Genomic DNA, 19,281 nt, shown 5'->3' with positions numbered 1-19,281 from the left:
TCGGATCCCGCCGGAAAGGCCAGCGCAAGCGCCAAGAAGCGCCACCGATGCCCACGCTCGGGTCATGCGTAAATGGCTACCGCTCACCGCGGTCTCCCTGAGCACGTTCATGCTCCTGGTCGACCTCACGATCGTCAGCGTCGCGGCGCCCGCCCTCGCCGACGAGCTGCACTCCTCGTTCGCGGCGCTCCAGTGGACGGTGGACCTCTACGTCCTGGTGCTGGCCGCCTTCCTGATGGCGGCCGGCTCGCTCGCCGACCGCCTCGGTCACCGCCGGGTCTTCGTCGTCGGCCTGATCGTCTTCGCGGCGGCGTCGCTGGCCTGCGGCGCGGCGCCGAACATCGAGTTCCTGATCGCGGCCAGGGGCGTCCAGGGCCTCGGCGCCGCCGCGATGTACGGCACGAACGCCTCTATCCTCGGGCTGGTCTACTCCGGGCGGGACCGTTCGGTCGCGTTCGGGATCTGGGGCGCGGCCAACGGGGCGGCCGCGGCGGCCGGCCCGCTCCTCGGCGGTGTGCTCACCGAACACGTCGGCTGGCGGTCGATCTTCCTGGTCAACCTGCCGGTCGCCGTCGCGGCCCTGCTGCTGGCCCGCCGCAGCGTGCCGGGTGACCGGCAGGCCGCGGGCAGCCGTCTCGACCTGCCCGGCCTGTCGGCGTTCACCGCGGCCGCCGCGCTGCTGGTCTACGGCCTGATCCGCGCCGGCGACGCCGGCTGGACCGACGGCGGCACGCTCGCCCTGCTCGTGGGGGCCGCGGTGGTGTCGGTCGGATTCCTCGTCCTGGAGAAGCGGAACGCCGACGCGATGCTCGACCTGTCGCTGTTCCGGCGGCCCGCGTTCGCGGTGGCGGTGTTCGCCGCCGCCGGCCTCACCGCGTCCGCGTTCGCGAACCTGATCTTCGCCTCGATCTGGGCGCAGTCGGTGCTGGGGCTCAGCGCGATGGCCACCGGGCTGGTGCTCGCACCGATGGCGGTCGTTGGGTTCGTCGTCGCCGGCGGCGGGGGACGGCTGCTCCACGGGGTACCGGCGCGGTACTCGATCGGTCTCGGGCTGCTGCTGGTCGGCGTGGGGAACGCGCTCTGCCTGCTGGTCGGACCGACCTCGGGCTGGGGCGCGCTGATCCCCGGGCTGGCCGTGACCGGCATCGGCGTCGGGCTGAGCACGCCGGTGCTGGCGTCGGCGGCGCTGGCCGCGGTGCCGCCGGAGCGGGCCGGGATGGCGAGCGGGGCGTCGAACACCGCCCGGCAGCTCGGGTACGCGGTCGCGCTGCCGATCTTCGCCACGCTGGTGACCGGTGCGGCCGAGGGTGTCCTCGGCGACCGCGGCGCGGCGAAAGCGCTGACCGGCGGCGGGTACGGCGAACTCGTCGGCCGGATCCCGGCCGAGGTGCTGCGTACGGCCTACGCCGACGGTCTCGACCGGGTGTTCCTGGCCAGCGCGATCCTGGCGATTGTCGGGAGCCTGGCCGTGCTCGCGCTGTACCCTCTCGGCGATGATCGACAAGATCGCCTGGATCCATCTCCTGGACGGCCGGATTCTGAGCACTCGGTCCCGCGGTAAGGACGTCTGGTACCTCCCGGGGGGCAAACGCGAGCCGGGCGAGTCCGACCTCGACACGCTCGTCCGGGAGATCGACGAGGAACTCTCGGTACGCATCGACCGGGCGAGCGCCCGCCACCTGGGAACGTTCGAGGCCCCGGCGGACGGCCACCCGGTCGACGTCCGGATGACGTGCTACACGGCCGGCTACGCGGGGGAGTTCGTCGCCGCGAACGAGATCGCCGAGATCGGCTGGCTCACGATGGCCGATCTCGGCCGCATCCCACCGGTCGACCGGCTGATCTTCGAGCACCTGCACGACGCGGGTCGGCTGGGCGGGTAAAAAGTCGGGCCCGCGAGGAATGGAACAGTTCCACGCAGGTATTCCGCGTCCGTGTCCAGGACTGACGAGAACCGCGAGCGCCTGCGCTCGGCGGGCCTGCGGGTCACCAACCCGCGGCTCGCCGTGCTCACGGAGCTGACCCGCGGCGGCCACCCCACGGTCGACGCCTTGGCCGACGCCGTCCGCGCCCGCCTCGGCTCGGTGTCGACCCAGGCGGTGTACGACGTGCTCGCGGTGCTCGTGGAGACCGGGATGGCACGGACCATCGAGCCGGCCGGCAGCGCGCGGCGCTACGAGGCCCGGGTGGCCGACAACCACCACCACCTGGTCTGCCGCACGTGCGGGCAGGTCGAGGACGTCGACTGCGCGACCGGCGAAGCCCCCTGCCTGGTCCCCTCGGACACCCACGGCTTCACCGTGGAGGAGGCCGAGGTGACCTGGTGGGGCACGTGCGCGGCCTGCGCGGCGGACTCAGCAGTGCGCCAGCGCGGAGTGCCAGAGGTCGTGGAGGGATGACTCCAGCGTGTGCCGGGGCGACCAGCCGAGGGCCTCGCGCGCCCTGGTGATGTCGGCGTGCTGCCACGGGAGCGCGGTGTCACGGTGGGCGCCGCCACCGTCGGTGCGCAGGCCGCCGGTGAAGCCGGCCAGCGCGAGCAGCGCCGTCACCATCTCGCGGGTGGGCGTCGCCACGCCGCTGCCGACGTTGAGCACCGAGGGCAGCGCGGCCCGGCCCCGCGGTCGCAGCGCCACCGCCACCACCGCGTCGGCCACGTCGCGGATGTCGACGAAGTCCCTGACGTCGTCGAGCGGGCCGGTGGTGACGCCGCCCGCGCCCTCCGCCTCGATCTGACGCAACTGCCCGACCAGCCGCCCGGCCAGCGTCAACACCGGCGCGTCCGGGCCGATCGGCGTCGTCACGCGCAACGTCACCGCGTCCAGCCCGGCCGCGGCCGCGGTGCGCACCAGGTGCGTCCCGGCGAGTTTCGTGAGCCCGTACGGCGTGACCGGGCGTTCCGGCGACTCCTCCCGGGCGGCCTCACCGGCCGGGATCCGTCCGTACTCGGCCACCGACCCGAGGTGCACGAGACGCACCGGGCGGCCGGCCGTGAGCAGGGCGTCGACCAGGTTGCTCACCGCCACCAGGTTGTTCGCGGCCAGCAGCGACGCCTCCCCGGTCGTCGATCCGGCGCAGTTGACGACGACGTCCGGGGCCACGTCGCGCAGCGTGTGCGCGACCGCGACGGGGCTCTCGGCCAGGTCGAGCCGCACGTCGGCGTCGACGTCGCCGCGCCGGGTGACGGTGGTGACGTCGACGTCCGGCTCCGACGCGAGCCGCGCCCGGACGTGTGCACCGATAAAACCGTCTGCTCCCAGCAACATCAGCCGTGTCATGAGCCCCACCCCCACGAACTTGAATGCCCCCAAAACGGAATATCCACGCACGCGGAGAGTGACTCGTGCCGCAGCGGAACACGGTTCGCGGTGGCCTGCCGGGGGCACCATGAGACCTGGTTCTCGAAATGTGCGGGACGAAACGGACGAGAGTGAGGGTGCATGTGTTGCGGGGAATTTACCGGCACCTCACGGCTCAGGTACGCAAGCCGGAAACCATCGGTTCTCGCAGATCCAGCCGCCGCACGGCGGCACGCGCGAAGGTGGTGGGTAGGTGAGCGGAGAACGTGACGCCGTGGTGACTCGTGACCTGGCGGACGCGGCGGCGGTCCCGGCGCCGGAACTGCTGAACCTCGGCGTCGAGGAGGAGTTCCACGTCGTCGACCTGGACAGCCGCGAGCTCGTGCCGCGCGCACCGGAGATCCTCGACCACCTCCCGGCCGCCTCGTTCTCGCCGGAGCTGCACCGCTCCGTGCTCGAGACCAACACGAAGGTGCACATCAGCCTCGAGCGCCTGCGCGACGAACTGATCGCGCTGCGACGGCAGGCCTGCCAGGTCGCCGACGCGCTCGGCCTGGGCATCGTCGCCGCCGGCACGGTCCCGCTGGTGGACGTCGAAGAGCTCGCCGTCACCCCGAACGCGCGGTTCGAGCGCATGCTCGACGACTACCAGCTCCTCGCCCGCGAGCAGCTGATCTGCGGCGCCCAGGTGCACGTCGGCATCCCCGACCGGGACGTGGCCGTCGCGGTCGCCCAGCGCGTCTCCCAGTACCTGCCCGCGCTGCTGGCGATCTCCGCGAGCTCCCCGTTCTGGATGGGGGAGGACACCGGCTACGCGAGCATCCGGTCGCTGCTCTGGCAGCGCTGGCCCACCGCCGGGGCCAGCGGCCTGGTCGAGACGGCCGAGGACCACGACTCGCTGGTGGCCGAGCTGATCGCCTCCGGCACGATCACCGACCCCGGGATGATCTATTTCGACGTGCGGCCCTCGGCCCACGTGCCCACGATCGAGCTCCGCGTCACCGACGCCTGCCCGTCCGTCGACACGGTCGTGCTGCTCGCCGGGCTGTTCCGGGCCCTGGTGCGCCGCGAGCGCGACGCGGTGGCCAACCGCTACCCGCTGACACGCATCCGCGGCCCGCTGCAGCGCGCCGCGATGTGGCGCGCCGCCCGCTCGGGCCTGGAGGGTGACCTCGTCGACCTGTCCGGGTTCGCGCGCCCGGTGCCGGCGGGCGAGGCGATCAAGAGCCTGGTCGACTCGCTGCGCCCCCAGCTGGAAGCCGCCGGTGACTGGGAGTACGTGTCCGCGCTGGCCGGCCAGGCGCTGGCCCGCGGGAGCGCGGCCGACCGGCAGCGCCGCGTGTTCGCCCGCCGCGGCCGCCTCGCTGACGTCGTCGACATGCTGTTGGCCGAGACGCGCGCCGGGGGCGCGGTGACCGTCGGCGGGTTCGGCGGCCAGGAGGCGCTGCTCGCCGGTTACCAGCAGGAGCAGGCCCGCGGCGACGAGGTGATCGCGCCCGACGGAAGCGTCGTGCCGGTCTACGAGCCGATGCTGCAGCTGCTCGAGCGGCTCGGCGCCGGCGGCATCCGGGACCGGGAGAAGGAGCGGGACGCCGAGCAGCGTTCGCACCGGATGACGTTCCGGGTCGCCGGGGAGACCACCGCCCGGCTGTTCCCGTTCGACGTCATCCCCCGGATCGTCTCCGGCGAGGACTGGGAGGCGCTCGGCCGTGGCCTGGTGCAGCGGGTCCGTGCGCTCGACGCGTTCCTCAAGGACGTCTACGCCGACCGTGAGGTCGTCGAGGACCGCGTGATCCCGGCCTGGGTGGTCGACGGCGCTCCGGGGCTGCTGCCGCTGGCCGCGCTGATCCGCCAGCCGGTGCGGGCCCACATCGCCGGCATGGACCTCGTGCACGACGCGAACGGCAACTGGAGCGTCCTCGAGGACAACCTGCGGGTGCCCTCCGGCCTCGGCTACGCGGTGGCCAACCGGCGTCTGACCGACCACATCTGGCCCGACCTGCCCCGCCCGGCCGGCCTGCACTCGGTGGAGACGCTTCCGGGGTTACTGCGCAGGACGCTGGAGGCCGCCGCACCGCCGCGGACGTCCGGCAGCCCGCAGGTGGTCATCCTGAGCCAGGGTCCGGTCGACTCCGCGTGGTTCGAGCACCAGCTGCTCGCCGAGGAGATGGGCGTGCCGGTGGTGCGCACCACCGACCTCGTCGTCGACGACCGCACGGTCTACCTGCACCGGCACGGCACCCGCCGCCGGGTCGACGTGATCTACCTGCGGCTGGACGAGGACACGCTGGTGCACGCGCCGGCGGGGGACGGCCGGCCGCTCGGCCCGCCGCTGCTGTCCGCGGTCGGGGCGGGCAGCGTGACGCTCGCGAACGCGCCCGGCAACGGGATCGGCGACGACAAGGCGATCTACGCCTACGTGCCCGACTTCATCGAGTACTACCTCGGTGAGAAGCCGATCCTCGCGCACGTGCCCACCTACCTCTGCGGCGACCAGGAGCAGCGCGACGAGGTGCTCCGGCGCCTCGGCGAGCTGGTGGTGAAGCCGGTCGACGGGTACGGCGGTGAAGGGGTGCTGATCGGCCCCCGCGCGACCGAGGACGAGCTCGACGCGGTGCGGCGGCAGATCAAGGCCGCGCCGCACCGCTGGATCGCCCAGGAAACCATGCACCTGTCCACGCACCCCGTCTTCGACGGCAACCGGCTCACGCCGCGCCACGTCGACCTGCGGGCGTTCGTCTTCATGGGAGACACCCCGACCGTGGCCCCGGCCGCGCTGACCCGGGTGGCCCCGGAAGGCAGCCTGGTCGTCAACTCCTCGCGCGGTGGCGGTGCGAAGGACACCTGGATTTTGTAGTCGAGGTTAAGGAGAGAACTCGATGTGCGGATTCGGCGGAGAGTTTCGTCTCGACGGGCGGGCCGCGGATGTCGACGGGGTCGCCCGGATGGTGCCCGGCCTGGTCGACCGGGGCCCGGACAGCGGCGGGTACTGGTCCAAGGGGCCACTCGCCCTGGCGCACCGCCGCCTGCAGATCATCGACCTGTCCGAAGCCGGCGCCCAGCCGATGGTCGACGAGGAACTCGGGCTCGTGCTCGTGTTCAACGGGATCATCTACAACTACCAGGAGCTTCGCGAGGAGCTGAAGGCCGCCGGTTACCGGTTCTTCTCCACCTCCGACACCGAGGTCGTGCTGAAGGCCTACCACCGCTGGGGCGAGCGGTGCGTCGAGAAGTTCCTCGGCATGTTCGCGTTCGTGATCAGCGACTGGGAGTCCGGCCGGCTGGTCATGGCCAGGGACCGGCTCGGCATCAAGCCGCTGTACCTGTCCGAGACGAGCGGCCGGCTGCGCTTCGCGTCGACGTTACCGGCGCTGGTGGCGGCCGGTGACCTGGACACGTCCGTCGACCCGGTCGCGCTGCACCACTACCTGACGTTCCACTCGGTGGTGCCGGCGCCGCGCACGATCCTCAACGGGGTGCGCAAGCTGCCACCGGCGACGATCCGGGTGATCGAGCCCGACGGCACCACCGACGAGATCCTCTACTGGAAGCCCGAGCACACCCGGGGCCCGGAGCTCGCCGACGACGAGTGGCGCGAACGCACGCTCGCCGCCCTGCGCCTGGCGGTGGAGCGGCGCATGGTCGCCGACGTGCCGGTGGGCGTGCTGCTCTCCGGTGGCCTGGACTCCAGCTTCGTCGTGGCGCTGCTGGCCGAGTCGGGCCAGACCGGCCTGCAGACGTTCAGCATCGGCTTCGAGGACGCCGGGGGCGAGAGCGGCAACGAGTTCGTGTACTCCGATCTGATCGCCGAGCGGTTCGGCACCGACCACCACCAGATCCGGATCGAGACCAAGAACATGGTCCCGGCCGTCGACGCGGCGATCGGGGCCATGAGCGAGCCGATGGTCAGCCACGACTGCGTCGCGTTCTACCTGCTGTCCGAGCAGGTCGCGAAACACGTGAAGGTGGTCCAGTCGGGCCAGGGCGCCGACGAGGTGTTCGCCGGCTACGACTGGTACCCGCCGCTGACCGACGTGCCCCGGCGGGACGCCGTGGACGCCTACCGGGCCGTGTTCTTCGACCGGGGCCACGACGCGCTGAACGAGCTGCTCCAGCCCGAGTGGCGCCTCGCGACCGACGTCAGCAAGGCGTTCGTGCAGGCGCATTTTGCAGTTCCGGGGGCGGAAGAGACGATTGATGCCGCGTTACGCCTCGACAGCCAGATCATGTTGGTGGACGATCCGGTCAAGCGGGTCGACAACATGACCATGGCGTGGGGGCTCGAGGCCCGGGTACCGTTCCTGGACCACGAGCTGGTGGAGTTGGCGGCGGCGTGTCCGCCCCGGCTCAAGCTCGCGTCCGGCGGCAAGGGCATCCTCAAGGCCGCGGCGCGAGGGGTGGTACCGGACGAGGTCATCGACCGGACGAAGGGGTATTTTCCCGTACCGGCGATCCGGCACTTGTCCGGGCCGTTGCTGGAGCAGGTCGCCGACGCGTTGACGTCGGACGCCGCGCGGCAGCGGGGAATTTTTGACCGCGGGCAGGTCAGCGCCCTGCTCGACGAACCGAATGAGACCCGGACGACGCTCGGGTCCAACGCGCTCTGGCAACTGGGGTTGCTGGAGATGTGGTTGCAGACGAAGGGAGTTGGATGACCACTGGTATCGACGACGGGGCTCTTCCGGCTGCTGCGCCGTACGCTGCGGATCCTGCCGCCGCGCCGGCCAGCTGGGGGCCGTCGCTCTCCCCGTCCGGCGACACGATCGCGTACGTGTCGGACCGGACCGGAGAGCCGAGGCTCTGGACGAGTCCCGTCGGCGGTGGGAACCCGGTCCTGATCGAGACCGGTCCCGAGCCAGTGGAACAGGTGCGGTGGTCACCGCGCGGCGACTGGATCGCCGTGCTGATCGCCCCCGGTGGGTCCGACCGGACGGAAATCTGGGTGATCCGTCCGGACGGCACCGACCTGCACCAGATCGGCGGCTTCGGCCGCACGAACGGGTGGTTCGGCCACTGGAGCCACGACGGTGCCTCGCTGGCCGTGGCCGAGGCCGACGCCATCGGCTGGAGCGCCGCCCACCTGATCGACCCGTCCACCGGGTGGCGGGTCACGGTCGGCGAGGCCGACCTCCGCGCCGCGCTGGACGTGAGCCGCGACGGCCGCTCCGCGCTGGTGCGGTGCGGGCCGCGCAGTGCCCGCTGGCTCGAGATCGTCGACGTGGAGTCGGGCGCGGCGCGGCGCCTCTACCCCGGCGAGGGTGAGGGCTCCACCGACCTGGGCCACTTCGCGTCCGACGTGGTCTACGTGCGCACCGACGTCGGGCGGTCGCTGCCGGCGCTGGTGGCGGTGCCGGTGGGCACCGACGGCGCTCCCCGGCTGGTCGCGTCGCGCGACGACGCCGAGCTGGAGTACTTCACGCTCAGCGAGGACGGCACGCTGGCCGCGCTGCTCTGGAACGTGTTCGGGGGCCGCAGCGAGGTGTCGCTGCTCGACCTGCGTACCGGTGAGTCCCGTGCGGTCACCGACCTGCCCGGCGACGTCGTGAGCCACTTGTCGCTGGCCGGCGACGCGTCCACGCTGGCGCTCACCGCGGAGGGCCCGTCGCTGCCCCCGACGATCTGGACGGTCGAGGTGGCGTCGGGCGCGGCGAAGCCGGTGACCTACCCGCCGCCGCTGCCGGCCGCGTCGATCGTTCCGGAGTTGCACCGGTTCACCGCGCACGACGGTCTGGAGCTGACCGGGTGGCTCTACCCGGCGGGCTCCGCGCCGGGACCGGCGGTGATCCACTTCCACGGCGGCCCCGAGGCCCAGGAGCGGCCGGTCTACAACCCGCTCTTCCGCGAGCTGGTGTCCCGGGGCATCACGGTCTTCGCGCCGAACGTGCGTGGGTCGTCCGGCTTCGGGCGGGCCTTCGTCAACGCCGACAACGGCGAGAAGCGCCACGACGGCATCGAGGACGTCCGGTCGTGCGCGCGCTACCTGCTCGACGCCGGCATCGCGGCACCGGGCCGGCTGGGCGTGTTCGGGCGCTCCTACGGCGGCTACCTCACGCTGGTGGCGCTGACCTGGTTCCCCGACCTGTTCGCGGTCGGCGTCGACACCTGCGGGATGTCGGACCTGCAGACGTTCTACGAGCGCACCGAACCGTGGGTCGCGGCCGCCGCGGTGAGCAAGTACGGCCACCCCGAGGACGACCGCGAGCTGCTGCGTGAGCTCTCCCCGATCCACCGCATCGACCGGCTGACCGCGCCGCTGCTGGTGGTGCACGGCACGAACGACACGAACGTGCCGCTCTACGAGGCCGAGCAGGCGGTGGCCGCGCTGGAGGCACGCAACGCGCCGGTGCAGTACCTGCGGTTCGAGGACGAGGGCCACGTGCTCCTGAAGAAACCGAACCGGGTCGTGTACGTCCACATGGTCGCGGACTTCCTCCGCGCTCACCTGGAGCCCCGGCGGGCATAAATCGTTCGCCGACGTCTGAGACGCTCGACCGGTGGCTCGGACTTTCAGTGCGGTGGTGACGCTCGGGGGCGAGTGTCTCGGGGAAGTGGGACCGTTTCCGGTGTCGCCGGAGTGGTGGGCCGAGGTGGGGCCGGTGGCCGCGTGCCTGGAGGAGGTCCTCGGCGTTCCGGTCACCGTGCTGCGCCTGCTCGACGTGGACGGCGGGGACGGGGCCAGGGACGGGCACGTGCGCTACCACGTCGAGGCCTCGGCCCGGCCGGCGGTGGCCCTGCGGCCCAGCGGCTCCACCGTCGACGACGAACCGCTCCGGCTGCCGTGGGCCACCGCGGCCGGGGCCGCGGAGCTGCTGGACTGGGCCGCCGCGCACGTGCCGCTGACCGGACGGCCGGCCCAGCACAAGACCTGGAACCTCGCCGGGCTCTGGCGGCTGCCGGTGGCCGGTGGCCACGCCTGGCTGAAGGCGACCCCACCGTTCGCCTCCGACGAAGCCACCGCGATCGCGCTGGTGGCCTCGGTCGAGGCGGCGCTGGTGCCGCGCGTGCTCGCGGCCGCACCGGGGCGCGTGCTCCTCGCCGACGTCCCCGGCGAGGACCTGTGGCAGGCGACCGACGTCCAGGTGGAGAGCACCGTGCGCCGCTGGGTCGCGGCCCAGGCCGCGATCACCGGCGGCGAAGGGCTGCCGGTCCGCACCGCCGAGGTGCTCGCGGCGCAGGTCGACGCGCTGCTCGAGCGGGTGGAGCTCGACGCCGGGGAGATCACGCGGGCACGCGCGCTGAACCAGCGGTGGGGCGCGCTGGAACCGTGCGGCCTGCCCGACACCGTCGTGCACGGCGACTTCCACCCCGGCAACTGGCGCGGAACCACGGTGCTCGACTTCGCCGACGCGTACTGGGGGAACCCGGTGCAGGACGGGCTGCGGGCGATCGACTTCCTGCCGCCGGAGCGGCGGGACACCGCACGGCGGGTCTGGGTCTCGGCCTGGGAGGACGCCGTGCCCGGCTCCCGACCGGCCGAGGCGCTCCGCCTCGCCGCACCGCTGGCCCACCTCGCCTACGCGGTGCGTTACCAGGAGTTCCTCGACCAGATCGAGCCCTCCGAGCGGATCTACCACGCCGGCGACCCGGAAGCGGCGATCCGGCACGCACTAGCCTGCTGACGTGGTCACCATCAGCGACGTCACGTCCGTGTTCGACCGGCTCTACCCGCCGGAGCTCGCCGAGAGCTGGGACGCGGTCGGGCTGGTCTGCGGCGATCCGTCGGCCGAGGTGCGCAAGGTCTACTTCTGCGTCGACGTCGTCGCGGCCACCGTCGACGAAGCGCTGGACTGGGGCGCCGACCTGCTGGTCGCGCACCACCCGCTGCTGCTGCGCGGCGTCACCGCGATCCCGACGACGACGCCCAAGGGCCGCACGCTGCACCGCCTGATCCGCGCCGGCGCAGGCCTGTTCGTCGCCCACACGAACGCCGACGCCGCCGACCCGGGGGTCTCCGACGCGCTCGCCGCGCGGCTGGACCTGCGCGACCTGCGCCCGCTGCACCCGGCGGGCTCGTCGGAGAACCTCGGCATCGGTCGGATCGGCACGCTGCCCGAGCCGCTCACCGCGGCGGAGCTCGCCGCGCTGGCCGCGAACGTCCTCCCGGCCACGCCGGGCGGGATCCGCCTGGCCGGCGACCCCGACCGGGTCGTGCGCACGGTGGCGGTCAGCGGCGGTGCCGGCGATTCGTACCTGGGCGACGCCACCCGCGCGGGCGTCGACGCGTTCCTCACCGCCGACCTGCGTCACCACCCGGCCTCCGAGCACTCCGAATCGGGCGGACCGGCGCTGCTCGACGCCGCGCACTGGGCCACCGAACAACCCTGGCTGGCCCAGGCGGCCGCCGCCCTCGTCTCGTCGGTGGGGACCGCTACGGTGGAGACCTTCGTATCCGACCTCGTCACCGACCCGTGGACCCGTGCCGTGGTGGCGGACCAGCCACGAGAAGGAGCATCGTGAAGGCCCCTGCCGCTGACCAGCTCCGCCTGCTCGACCTGCAGGCCGTCGACCTCTCGATCGATCAGCTCGCGCACAAGAAGCGCACGCTGCCCGAACACGCCGAGATCGAGAAGACCGCCGCGTCGCTGGCGGAGCTGCGTAACGAGCTGGACGGCGCCGAGTCGGTGGTCGAGGGGCTCGACACGAAGATCCGCGGGCTGGAGAACGAGGTCGAGCAGGTCCGCGCGAAGGCCGAGCGCGACACGCAGCGGATGCAGTCGGGCGCGGTGGGGGCCAAGGAGCTGGAGCGGCTGCAGCACGAGGTCGATTCGCTCGGCACCCGCCAGGCCGCCCTGGAGGACGACGAGCTGGTGCTGATGGAGGAGCGGGAGACCGCCGACACGGTCCGCTCCGCCGTGCAGGAACGGTTCGACGCCGCCACCGAGGGCCTGGCCACGCTGGAGCTCCGGCGCGACACGCTGGAGAACGAGATCGACGCCGACGTCGCCGCACGCACCGCCGAGCGGGAGCCGATCGCCGCGTCGATCCCCGAGGACCTGCGTGCGCTGTACGAGAAGCTCCGCGCGTCCAGCGGGGGCATCGGCGCCGCCGCGCTGCGGGCCCGCCGCTGCGGTGGGTGCCGCATCGAGCTGTACGGCACGGCACTGCAGGAGGCCCGCGCCGCCGACGAGGACGAGGTGCTGCGCTGCGAGGAGTGCCGCCGCATCCTGGTGCGGACGGCGGAGTCCGGGCTGTGAGGTCGACGCACGTCGTCGTCGAGGCCGACGGGGGGTCGCGGGGCAACCCGGGGGTCGCCGGATACGGGGCCGTGGTGCGGGACGCCGGAACCGGTGCGCTGCTGGCCGAGCGGGCCGCGGGGCTCGGCGTCACGACGAACAACGTCGCGGAGTACTCGGGGTTGATCGCCGGGCTCGAGGCCGCGCGGGAGCTCGGCGCCGAGCGGGTGGACGTCCGGATGGACTCCAAACTGGTCATCGAGCAGTGCTCGGGGCGCTGGCAGGTCAAACAGGCCCACCTGAAGCCGCTGGTCGCCCGGGCCACCGAGCTGCTGCGCTCGTTCGGGCAGACCACGCTCACCTGGATTCCCCGGGCCGAGAACGGCTCGGCCGACGCGCTGGCCAACGCCGCCATGGACGGCGAAGAGATCCGCCGGAACCACACCGAGGGGGGCACCGACCCGGTCGCGACCGCACCGGCGGAGGCGTCCCCGATCGCGGCCGCACCGGACATTCGCGCGGCGGCGACGGGGGCGGCGTCGGTCCGAACGCCGGGATGGAGCCGGGGGCCGCAACGCACGGCCACCACGACGGTGCTGGTGCGGCACGCGTCGTCGGTGCTGTCGCCGGAGAAGCGGTTCTCCGGCCGGGGCGACGTCGAGCTGTCGGAGGACGGGGTCGCGCAGGCGGAGCGGGTGGCGGCCAGGCTCGGGGCGCGGGACGGGCTCGACCTGGTGGTCAGCTCGCCGCTGCGTCGGGCGCGGCACACCGCGGAGCTGATCGCGAAGGCCGCCGGGCTCGACGTGGTCGTCGACGAGGACCTGGTCGAGACGGACTTCGGTGCCTGGGAAGGCATGACGTTCGCGGAGATCCACGCCGCGGATCCGGAGGCGTTGAGTGCGTGGCTCTCCTCCGACGGGGTCGCGCCGCCGGGCGGGGAGAGTTTCGCCGCGGTGGCCGAGCGGGTGACGAGGGCGCGCGACCGGTTGCTCGCCGAGCACGAGGGCAAGACGCTCGTCGTGGTGTCCCACGTGACGCCGCTCAAAACGCTGCTGCGGCTCGCGCTCGAGGCGCCGCCGATCATGCTGTACCGCCTGCAACTCGACGTGACCGGCGTCTCCGAGGTGGACTGGTATTCCGACGGTCCGGCCAGCGTGCGCCTGGTGAACGACACGCATCATCTCGCCGGCTGACCGTCGGGCGCGCGAGGTGCGCCGTTGAGCGCGGCGTCGGTACCTCGGGGAGAGTCCGGGGGCTACTGTCTTGTGGCCTGTGTCACTTGCAGCTCGTCACAGCGCGTACGTGAGGAGACCGCCACATGTCCACTACAGACGATCGGCCACCGGAGCAACCGGCTCGGTCCGACCGCAACCACTGGTACTGGCTGCTGCTGATACCGATCATCGTTCCGCTGCTCCCCATGCTCTACAACGGCACGGACCCGACACTCTGGGGCATTCCGCGGTTCTATTGGTTGCAGCTGCTGTTCGTGGTGCTGAGCGTCGTCGTGACGCTCGTCGTCTACCGCCAGACCCGGGGGCGGTGAACCATGGACGTCAAAGTCACCGAGCTGGTCATTTTCTGCATCCTGTTCGCGCTCGTCAGCGTGCTGGGGTTCGTGGCGTCGCGCTGGCGCCGGCCCGAGACCATGGAGCACCTCGACGAGTGGGGCCTCGGCGGCCGCAACTTCGGCGGCTGGATCACCTGGTTCCTGCTCGGCGGTGACCTCTACACCGCGTACACGTTCGTGGCGGTGCCCGCGCTGATGTACGGCGCCGGCGCGCTGGGCTTCTACGCGCTGCCCTACACCGTCGTGCTGTACCCGATCGTGCTGTTGCCGCTGGTGCGGTTGTGGTCGGTGTCGCACGTCCACGGGTTCGTGACGCCGGCCGACTTCGTCCGCGCCCGGTTCGGTTCGTCGACGCTGGCGCTGCTGGTCGCGATCACCGGCTTCATCGCGACGATGCCGTACATCGCGCTGCAGCTGGTGGGCATCGAGGCCGTGCTCAAGGCGATGGGCGTGGAAGGCAAGTGGCCGATCACGATCGCGTTCCTGATCCTGGCCATCTACACCTACAACTCGGGGCTGCGTGCGCCGGCGCTGATCGCGTTCGTCAAGGACACGCTGATCTACCTGACGGTCATCGTCGCGGTGATCGTGATCCCGGCGAAGCTCGGCGGCTGGGACGCGATCTTCTCCGCGGCGGGGGCGAAGTTCAGCGCTCCGGCCGCGCAGGCGGCGGGTTCGGGGTTGCTGCTGAACGCGAACAACCAGCTGAACTACATCACGTTGGCGTTCGGGTCGGCGTTGGCGCTGTTCCTGTACCCGCACTCGCTGACCGGGGTGTTGGCGGCTCGCAGTCGCGACACGGTCAAACGAAACATGGCGGCCCTGCCGGCGTACTCGTTCGTGCTGGGGCTGCTCGCGTTGCTGGGCTTGATGGCGATCGCGGCGAAGATCGTGCCGGTCGGGGCTGACCCGGCCGCCGGGATGGCCGGCGACCGGAACACCGTCGTGCCGCTGTTGTTCGACTGGGCGTTCCCCTCGTGGTTCACCGGAATCGCACACGCCGCCGTGGGCATCGGTGCGCTGGTGCCGGCGGCGGTCATGTCGATCGCGGCCGCGAACCTGTTCACGCGGAACATCTACACCGAGTACATCCGGCCGTCGGCCTCGCCCGCTGAGGAAGCACGGGTCTCGAAGCTGGCGTCGCTGGCCGTGAAGTTCGTCGCCGTGATCCTGGTGCTGGGCCTGGACACCCAGTACTCGATCGACCTGCAGCTCATCGGCGGGGTGATCATCCTGCAGACGCTGCCCGCGGTGGCGCTGGGTGTGTTCACCCGCTGGTTCCACAAGTGGGGCCTGGTCGCCGGGTGGGCCGTGGGAATGGCGGCCGGCTTCTGGATGCTCTGGACGATCCCGAACCCGGCCACCAAGCGCGAGCACTTCGGCGGCTCGGCGTTCAAGCTCTCCGAGCTGGGCCTCGACACCAAGTGGACGATCTACACCGGGTTCCTCGCGGTGACGCTGAACCTGATCGTCGCGGTGCTCGTCACCTGGGGCCTGCGCGCGGGCAAGGTGCCGGACGGCGTGGACCTCACGAAGCCGTCGGACTACACCGCCGAGCAGGGCGACCCGAAGGTGCACGACATTCCGGAGCTGGTGGGGGACGGCAAGACGTCGTCCACCTGAGTACCGGCTCGTGCTGCTCTACCAGATCGCCTGGTAGAGCAGCACGAGGCCGATGGCGGTGCCGAAGACGACGATCGTGACCTTCAGGGCCTGCGCGGAGAGTTTCTTGGCGAGCTTCGCCCCGAGGTAGCCGCCGACGATCGTGGCGGGCGCGGTGACCGCGACCCCGAGCCAGCTCACCGGCCCGAACAGCGCGTAGACCGCGACGGTCACGAGGCCGACCGTCGCGCTGAGCACGTTCTTCAACGCGTTGACGCGCTGCAGCGTCTCCTCCAGCACCAGAGCCAGAACGGCCACCAGGACGACGCCGAGCGCCGCGCCGAAGTAGCCGCCGTAGGTGGAACCGAGAAACGTGAGGGTGACCATCGTGACGCGTTTGCCTTTTCGCGTCAGCCTCTTCAGCGCGTCCTGAAACGCCAGTACCGCGGTGGCGCTGAGCACCAGGAACGGGACGATGTACTCGAACAGGTCGCCCGGGGTGACGAGCAGGAGGACACAGCCGGCTCCCGCGCCCACGATCGCGATGGGGACGAGGGTCAGGATGCGCCGTTTCTGACCGCGGAGTTCCCGCCGACTGCCGTAGACGCTGGAGAGGTACCCCGGGGCGACGCTCACCGAGTTCGTGACGTTCGCCGAGACCGGCGGCAGCCCGGCCACGAGCAGGGCCGGGAACGTCAGCAGCGACCCACCCCCGGCGATGCCGTTGACGATCCCGGCCGCGAGCCCGGCGACCACCAGCAGCCCGATGGCAGGCAACGACAGGTGCATCACTGTGGTGTTTCCATGTTGCGTATCATCATGCGCGCGGCGGACGAGTCGGCCGGGCGGTCGCGTCAGCGTTTCTCCGGAGACGTTGCCGAGGAACGTCCGGGCTCCACAGGGCAGGGTGGTTGTTAACGGCAACCCGGGGTGACCCGCGGGACAGTGCCACAGAAAACAAACCGCCGGCCGCTTCCAGCGGCCGGTAAGGGTGAAACGGTGGTGTAAGAGACCACCAGCGCCCCGGGTGACCGGGGCGGCTCGGTAAACCCCACCCGGAGCAAGGTCAAGAGGAGCGGCCTCGGTCGCTCTGCGTGAACGTTCGAGGGCTGCCCGCCCGAGTTCACGGGTAGACCGCTAGAGCCTGTCGGCAACGGCAGGCCGAGATGGATGACCGCCGGCCGGAGCAGTGCCGCGAGGCGCTCCGGCCACAGGACCCGGCGTACAGGCCGACTCGTCCGCCGCCCCAGCCCCTTAGGTCGCTGACCTGGGGCTGAGGGCGGTCGCGTGTGGTCGGTGGCGGTCGATTTTGGTCGGCATTTGACGGCCCCTGGACGGCCCGACGGCCCAGAGACGGCCCGAGAACAGACCTCCTCCTCGCCCCGATGGATGCTGCCTGAGGACCGGAGCGGTTCGGGTCAATAGTCGGCCGTAGGTCGATCCCGCAGGGACGCAGCGCGCTCTTGAGGCGGAGCGATCCGGGCCGTCCCACTCTGGTCCAGCGGGGCGAGGAGCTACCGTCCTTCGTCCGCTATGGGCGCGCCGCTACGGCGGGTGGCTCGCCGATGGTGGCCCGCAGTCGCGCGTCGTGTGCGACGCCGTGGCGGCGCGGCCGGTGACCGGCCGGAGGCCGCATGCTCCGGACGCGGAACGCCGACGGCGTCACCAGTCGGCGGGACGGCGCGCTGGCCGGCCGCAGGCCGGCCCTTGATCTCTACACAGAGCAATTCGGCAGACGCTTCATCGGGCTTGCTCCGGACCGTCTATCAGGTCCCCGCACGGAGTCAGCAAGGGTAAGCTGTGCCCTCTTGGAGACGGGGTTGCGCATCAATCGGGGGGTATGATGGATAGGATTTCAAGGTCGTATTTGGACGCTTTCAAAGCGGAGCAAAGTCTTGAAGTGCTGTCCGAATCGGACGCTTTCGAGCACTTCGTGAATTATTGTGTCATAGCCGATTCGGTAGACACTGAGATTGATATCAGTGATCTTCATGTGGGTGGCGCTGACGATCTCGGTCTTGACGGGGCGGCGATCCTAGTTAATGGAAACTTGGTCACCTCTTCGGAAGAGGTGATAGACCTGTTAGCGATCAATGGCTACTTAGAAGTGCGCTTCATGTTTGTGCAAGCAAAAACCTCGAGCACGTTTAGTGGCATGCAGATGATGACCTTGTTTGACGGTGTAGATGAGTTGTTTGCTGATGAGATGACGCAAGCCGCTAATGCTCAGGTTGAAAATCTGCGCTCAATCTGTGACGTAGTTTATGAGAACACAATTAAGTTGCGCCCAAAGCCTTCCCTCCAGATCTACTATGTGACTACTGGAGAGTGGAAGGAAGACGCGAACCTCGTAGCTAAAACTAATCGCAGAATCGGTCGACTCCAGCAGACCGGTTTGTTTTCGAGCGTAAATTTTACGGCTCTGGGGGCAGATGAATTGCATCAGAGCTATCAGAATAGCAAGAACAGTATCGTGGCTGAGTTCAATTTTGCCAATCGTACTCTCTTGCCTGACATTGACGGCGTGACCGAAGCCTACTTAGGGGTGGTCCAGGCTTCAGAATTTATTCGGCTGATTCGCGACCAGGCGGGAAACATTAGGAAGTCACTTTTTTACGACAACGTACGCGACTTTCAAGACGTGAACAATCCGGTTAACGCCGAGATACAGAACACGCTCAGGGATGCAAGGGCACGTGGACGATTTGCCGTGCTAAACAACGGAGTTACGATCGTCGCCCGCGAGCTCCGAACGGTGAGGAATACCTTCACTCTCACAGACTATCAAATAGTAAATGGATGCCAGACAAGTCACGTTCTGTTCAATGAACAAGAAAACCTTGGCGCGAATGTCCATATTCCACTAAAAGTAATCGCAACCGAAGATGAGGATGTCGTAAATTCGATTATTACGGCGACTAATCGCCAGACTCAGGTGACCACTGAAAATCTCATGGCGCTAAGTGGTTTCCAAAAACGTATTGAACGCTATTTTGCTTCGTATGCGGGCAAGCGCCGCCTATACTACGAACGGCGATCAAAACAATATAATTCCTCGGGCAACATCAACAGGCTACAGATAATTACTGTATCGCAGCTTCTGCGAGCGTTCGGCGCGATGTTTGTTGATAGTCCACACAGGGCGATCCGTTACTACCAGGATCTACAGGAGCAGGTCGGTAGGACGATCTTCAACGAAGATCACAAAGTGGATCCGTATTATGTCGCGGGTTACGCGCACTATCGCTTGGAGACACTTTTCCGGAGCGGGGGTGGCTTGAATACCTTTTATAAGCCTGCCCGGTACCACTTACTTATGTGCTTCCGTTATCTGGCATCCTCGGATCAGACATTGCCAGCGCTAACTGCTAACAAAGTCGAGCCGTTTTGTCAGCGACTTGCTGAGCAATTATGGGACGAAAAGAAGGCGCTAGACATTTTCTCTAAGGCGGCTGTGCTAGTAGACAAGGCCCTAAATGGTCAGCCGCTTACACGTGACGTCGTCAAGGTGCAAGCGTTTACGAATTCTGTAAAGGCAGAGCTGGGTATCAAGCCGCGCATTGTCTTGTCGAAGGATGACTTGGTAAAGCGTGAACGCTAGAGGGATCACCATTGCACCTGGGCAGGTGGATTGACTCGC

15 protein-coding genes and 1 other RNA gene are annotated in these 19,281 nt (G+C 69.7%); 14 read left to right on the top strand and 2 right to left on the bottom strand.

Annotated elements, in window-relative coordinates; translation table 11 throughout:
* Positions 1-64 precede the first annotated feature (64 nt).
* Genes ABD437_RS16520 through ABD437_RS16510 form a run of 3 tightly spaced genes read left to right on the top strand, consistent with a single transcriptional unit; the run spans position 65 to position 2,399 of the window.
* A complete protein-coding gene (locus tag ABD437_RS16520; protein ID WP_344649730.1) occupies positions 65-1,561 on the top strand; it encodes an MFS transporter in 1,497 nt (498 codons plus the stop codon).
* Entirely contained in the window at positions 1,494-1,883 is a 390-nt protein-coding gene (locus tag ABD437_RS16515; RefSeq protein ID WP_344649729.1) for an NUDIX hydrolase, read from the top strand. Before ABD437_RS16520 ends, ABD437_RS16515 begins: the two co-directional genes overlap by 68 nt.
* Positions 1,884-1,934: 51 nt before the next feature.
* Entirely contained in the window at positions 1,935-2,399 is a 465-nt protein-coding gene (locus tag ABD437_RS16510; RefSeq protein ID WP_344649728.1) for a Fur family transcriptional regulator, read from the top strand.
* Here the strand turns inward: ABD437_RS16510 and ABD437_RS16505 are convergent.
* Positions 2,355-3,275, bottom strand: a complete 921-nt coding sequence (locus ABD437_RS16505) for an NAD-dependent epimerase/dehydratase family protein (protein WP_344649727.1) — start codon at positions 3,273-3,275, stop codon at positions 2,355-2,357. The genes ABD437_RS16510 and ABD437_RS16505 overlap by 45 nt on opposite strands.
* 298 nt (positions 3,276-3,573) lie before the next feature.
* On the opposite strand from ABD437_RS16505, the gene ABD437_RS16500 reads away from it, so the two are divergent.
* The 9 genes from ABD437_RS16500 (at position 3,574) to mctP (ending at position 15,662) form a co-directional block, all read left to right on the top strand.
* Complete coding sequence (locus ABD437_RS16500; RefSeq protein ID WP_344649757.1) at positions 3,574-6,153, top strand: glutamate--cysteine ligase; 2,580 nt, start codon at positions 3,574-3,576, stop codon at positions 6,151-6,153.
* Positions 6,154-6,175: 22 nt separating this feature from the next.
* Positions 6,176-7,951 carry an N-acetylglutaminylglutamine amidotransferase gene (locus tag ABD437_RS16495; RefSeq protein ID WP_344649726.1) on the top strand — a complete coding sequence of 592 codons (1,776 nt, stop codon included), beginning with the start codon at positions 6,176-6,178 and terminating at the stop codon, positions 7,949-7,951.
* Entirely contained in the window at positions 7,948-9,759 is a 1,812-nt protein-coding gene (locus ABD437_RS16490; protein ID WP_344649725.1) for a S9 family peptidase, read from the top strand. The genes ABD437_RS16495 and ABD437_RS16490 overlap by 4 nt, the downstream gene beginning before the upstream one ends.
* A 31-nt stretch (positions 9,760-9,790) precedes the next feature.
* Entirely contained in the window at positions 9,791-10,915 is a 1,125-nt protein-coding gene (locus tag ABD437_RS16485; RefSeq protein ID WP_344649724.1) for an aminoglycoside phosphotransferase family protein, read from the top strand.
* A gap of 1 nt (position 10,916) precedes the next feature.
* Positions 10,917-11,753 carry a Nif3-like dinuclear metal center hexameric protein gene (locus tag ABD437_RS16480; protein WP_344649723.1) on the top strand — a complete coding sequence of 279 codons (837 nt, stop codon included), beginning with the start codon at positions 10,917-10,919 and terminating at the stop codon, positions 11,751-11,753.
* Positions 11,750-12,490 carry a zinc ribbon domain-containing protein gene (locus ABD437_RS16475; protein ID WP_344649722.1) on the top strand — a complete coding sequence of 247 codons (741 nt, stop codon included), beginning with the start codon at positions 11,750-11,752 and terminating at the stop codon, positions 12,488-12,490. Before ABD437_RS16480 ends, ABD437_RS16475 begins: the two co-directional genes overlap by 4 nt.
* Positions 12,487-13,662 (top strand): bifunctional RNase H/acid phosphatase, encoded by a 1,176-nt coding sequence (locus tag ABD437_RS16470; RefSeq protein ID WP_344649721.1) that lies wholly within the window; start codon positions 12,487-12,489, stop codon positions 13,660-13,662. Before ABD437_RS16475 ends, ABD437_RS16470 begins: the two co-directional genes overlap by 4 nt.
* Positions 13,663-13,787: 125 nt before the next feature.
* Positions 13,788-14,015, top strand: coding sequence for a DUF3311 domain-containing protein (locus ABD437_RS16465; protein WP_344649720.1), 228 nt, complete (start codon positions 13,788-13,790; stop codon positions 14,013-14,015).
* A gap of 3 nt (positions 14,016-14,018) precedes the next feature.
* Positions 14,019-15,662 (top strand): monocarboxylate uptake permease MctP, encoded by a 1,644-nt coding sequence (gene mctP, locus ABD437_RS16460; protein WP_344649719.1) that lies wholly within the window; start codon positions 14,019-14,021, stop codon positions 15,660-15,662.
* A gap of 18 nt (positions 15,663-15,680) precedes the next feature.
* Here mctP and ABD437_RS16455 read toward each other — a convergent pair whose 3' ends face one another.
* A complete protein-coding gene (locus ABD437_RS16455; RefSeq protein WP_344649718.1) occupies positions 15,681-16,430 on the bottom strand; it encodes a sulfite exporter TauE/SafE family protein in 750 nt (249 codons plus the stop codon).
* A 44-nt stretch (positions 16,431-16,474) separates the two neighbouring features.
* On the opposite strand from ABD437_RS16455, the gene rnpB reads away from it, so the two are divergent.
* Together rnpB and ABD437_RS16445 are read left to right on the top strand one after the other, a co-directional pair.
* Positions 16,475-16,882, top strand: an RNA gene (gene rnpB, locus ABD437_RS16450) — RNase P RNA component class A.
* Between the two features lie 626 nt (positions 16,883-17,508).
* Positions 17,509-19,242, top strand: coding sequence for an AIPR family protein (locus ABD437_RS16445; RefSeq protein ID WP_344649717.1), 1,734 nt, complete (start codon positions 17,509-17,511; stop codon positions 19,240-19,242).
* The last annotated feature ends 39 nt before the right edge of the window (positions 19,243-19,281 follow it).

It is taken from the genome of Cryptosporangium japonicum (assembly GCF_039524755.1).
In the GTDB taxonomy this organism is placed as follows: Bacteria; Actinomycetota; Actinomycetes; order Mycobacteriales; family Cryptosporangiaceae; genus Cryptosporangium; species Cryptosporangium japonicum.
The sequence above is the reverse complement of the archived record's forward strand: the minus strand, read 5'-3'. Positions and strand labels throughout refer to the sequence as shown.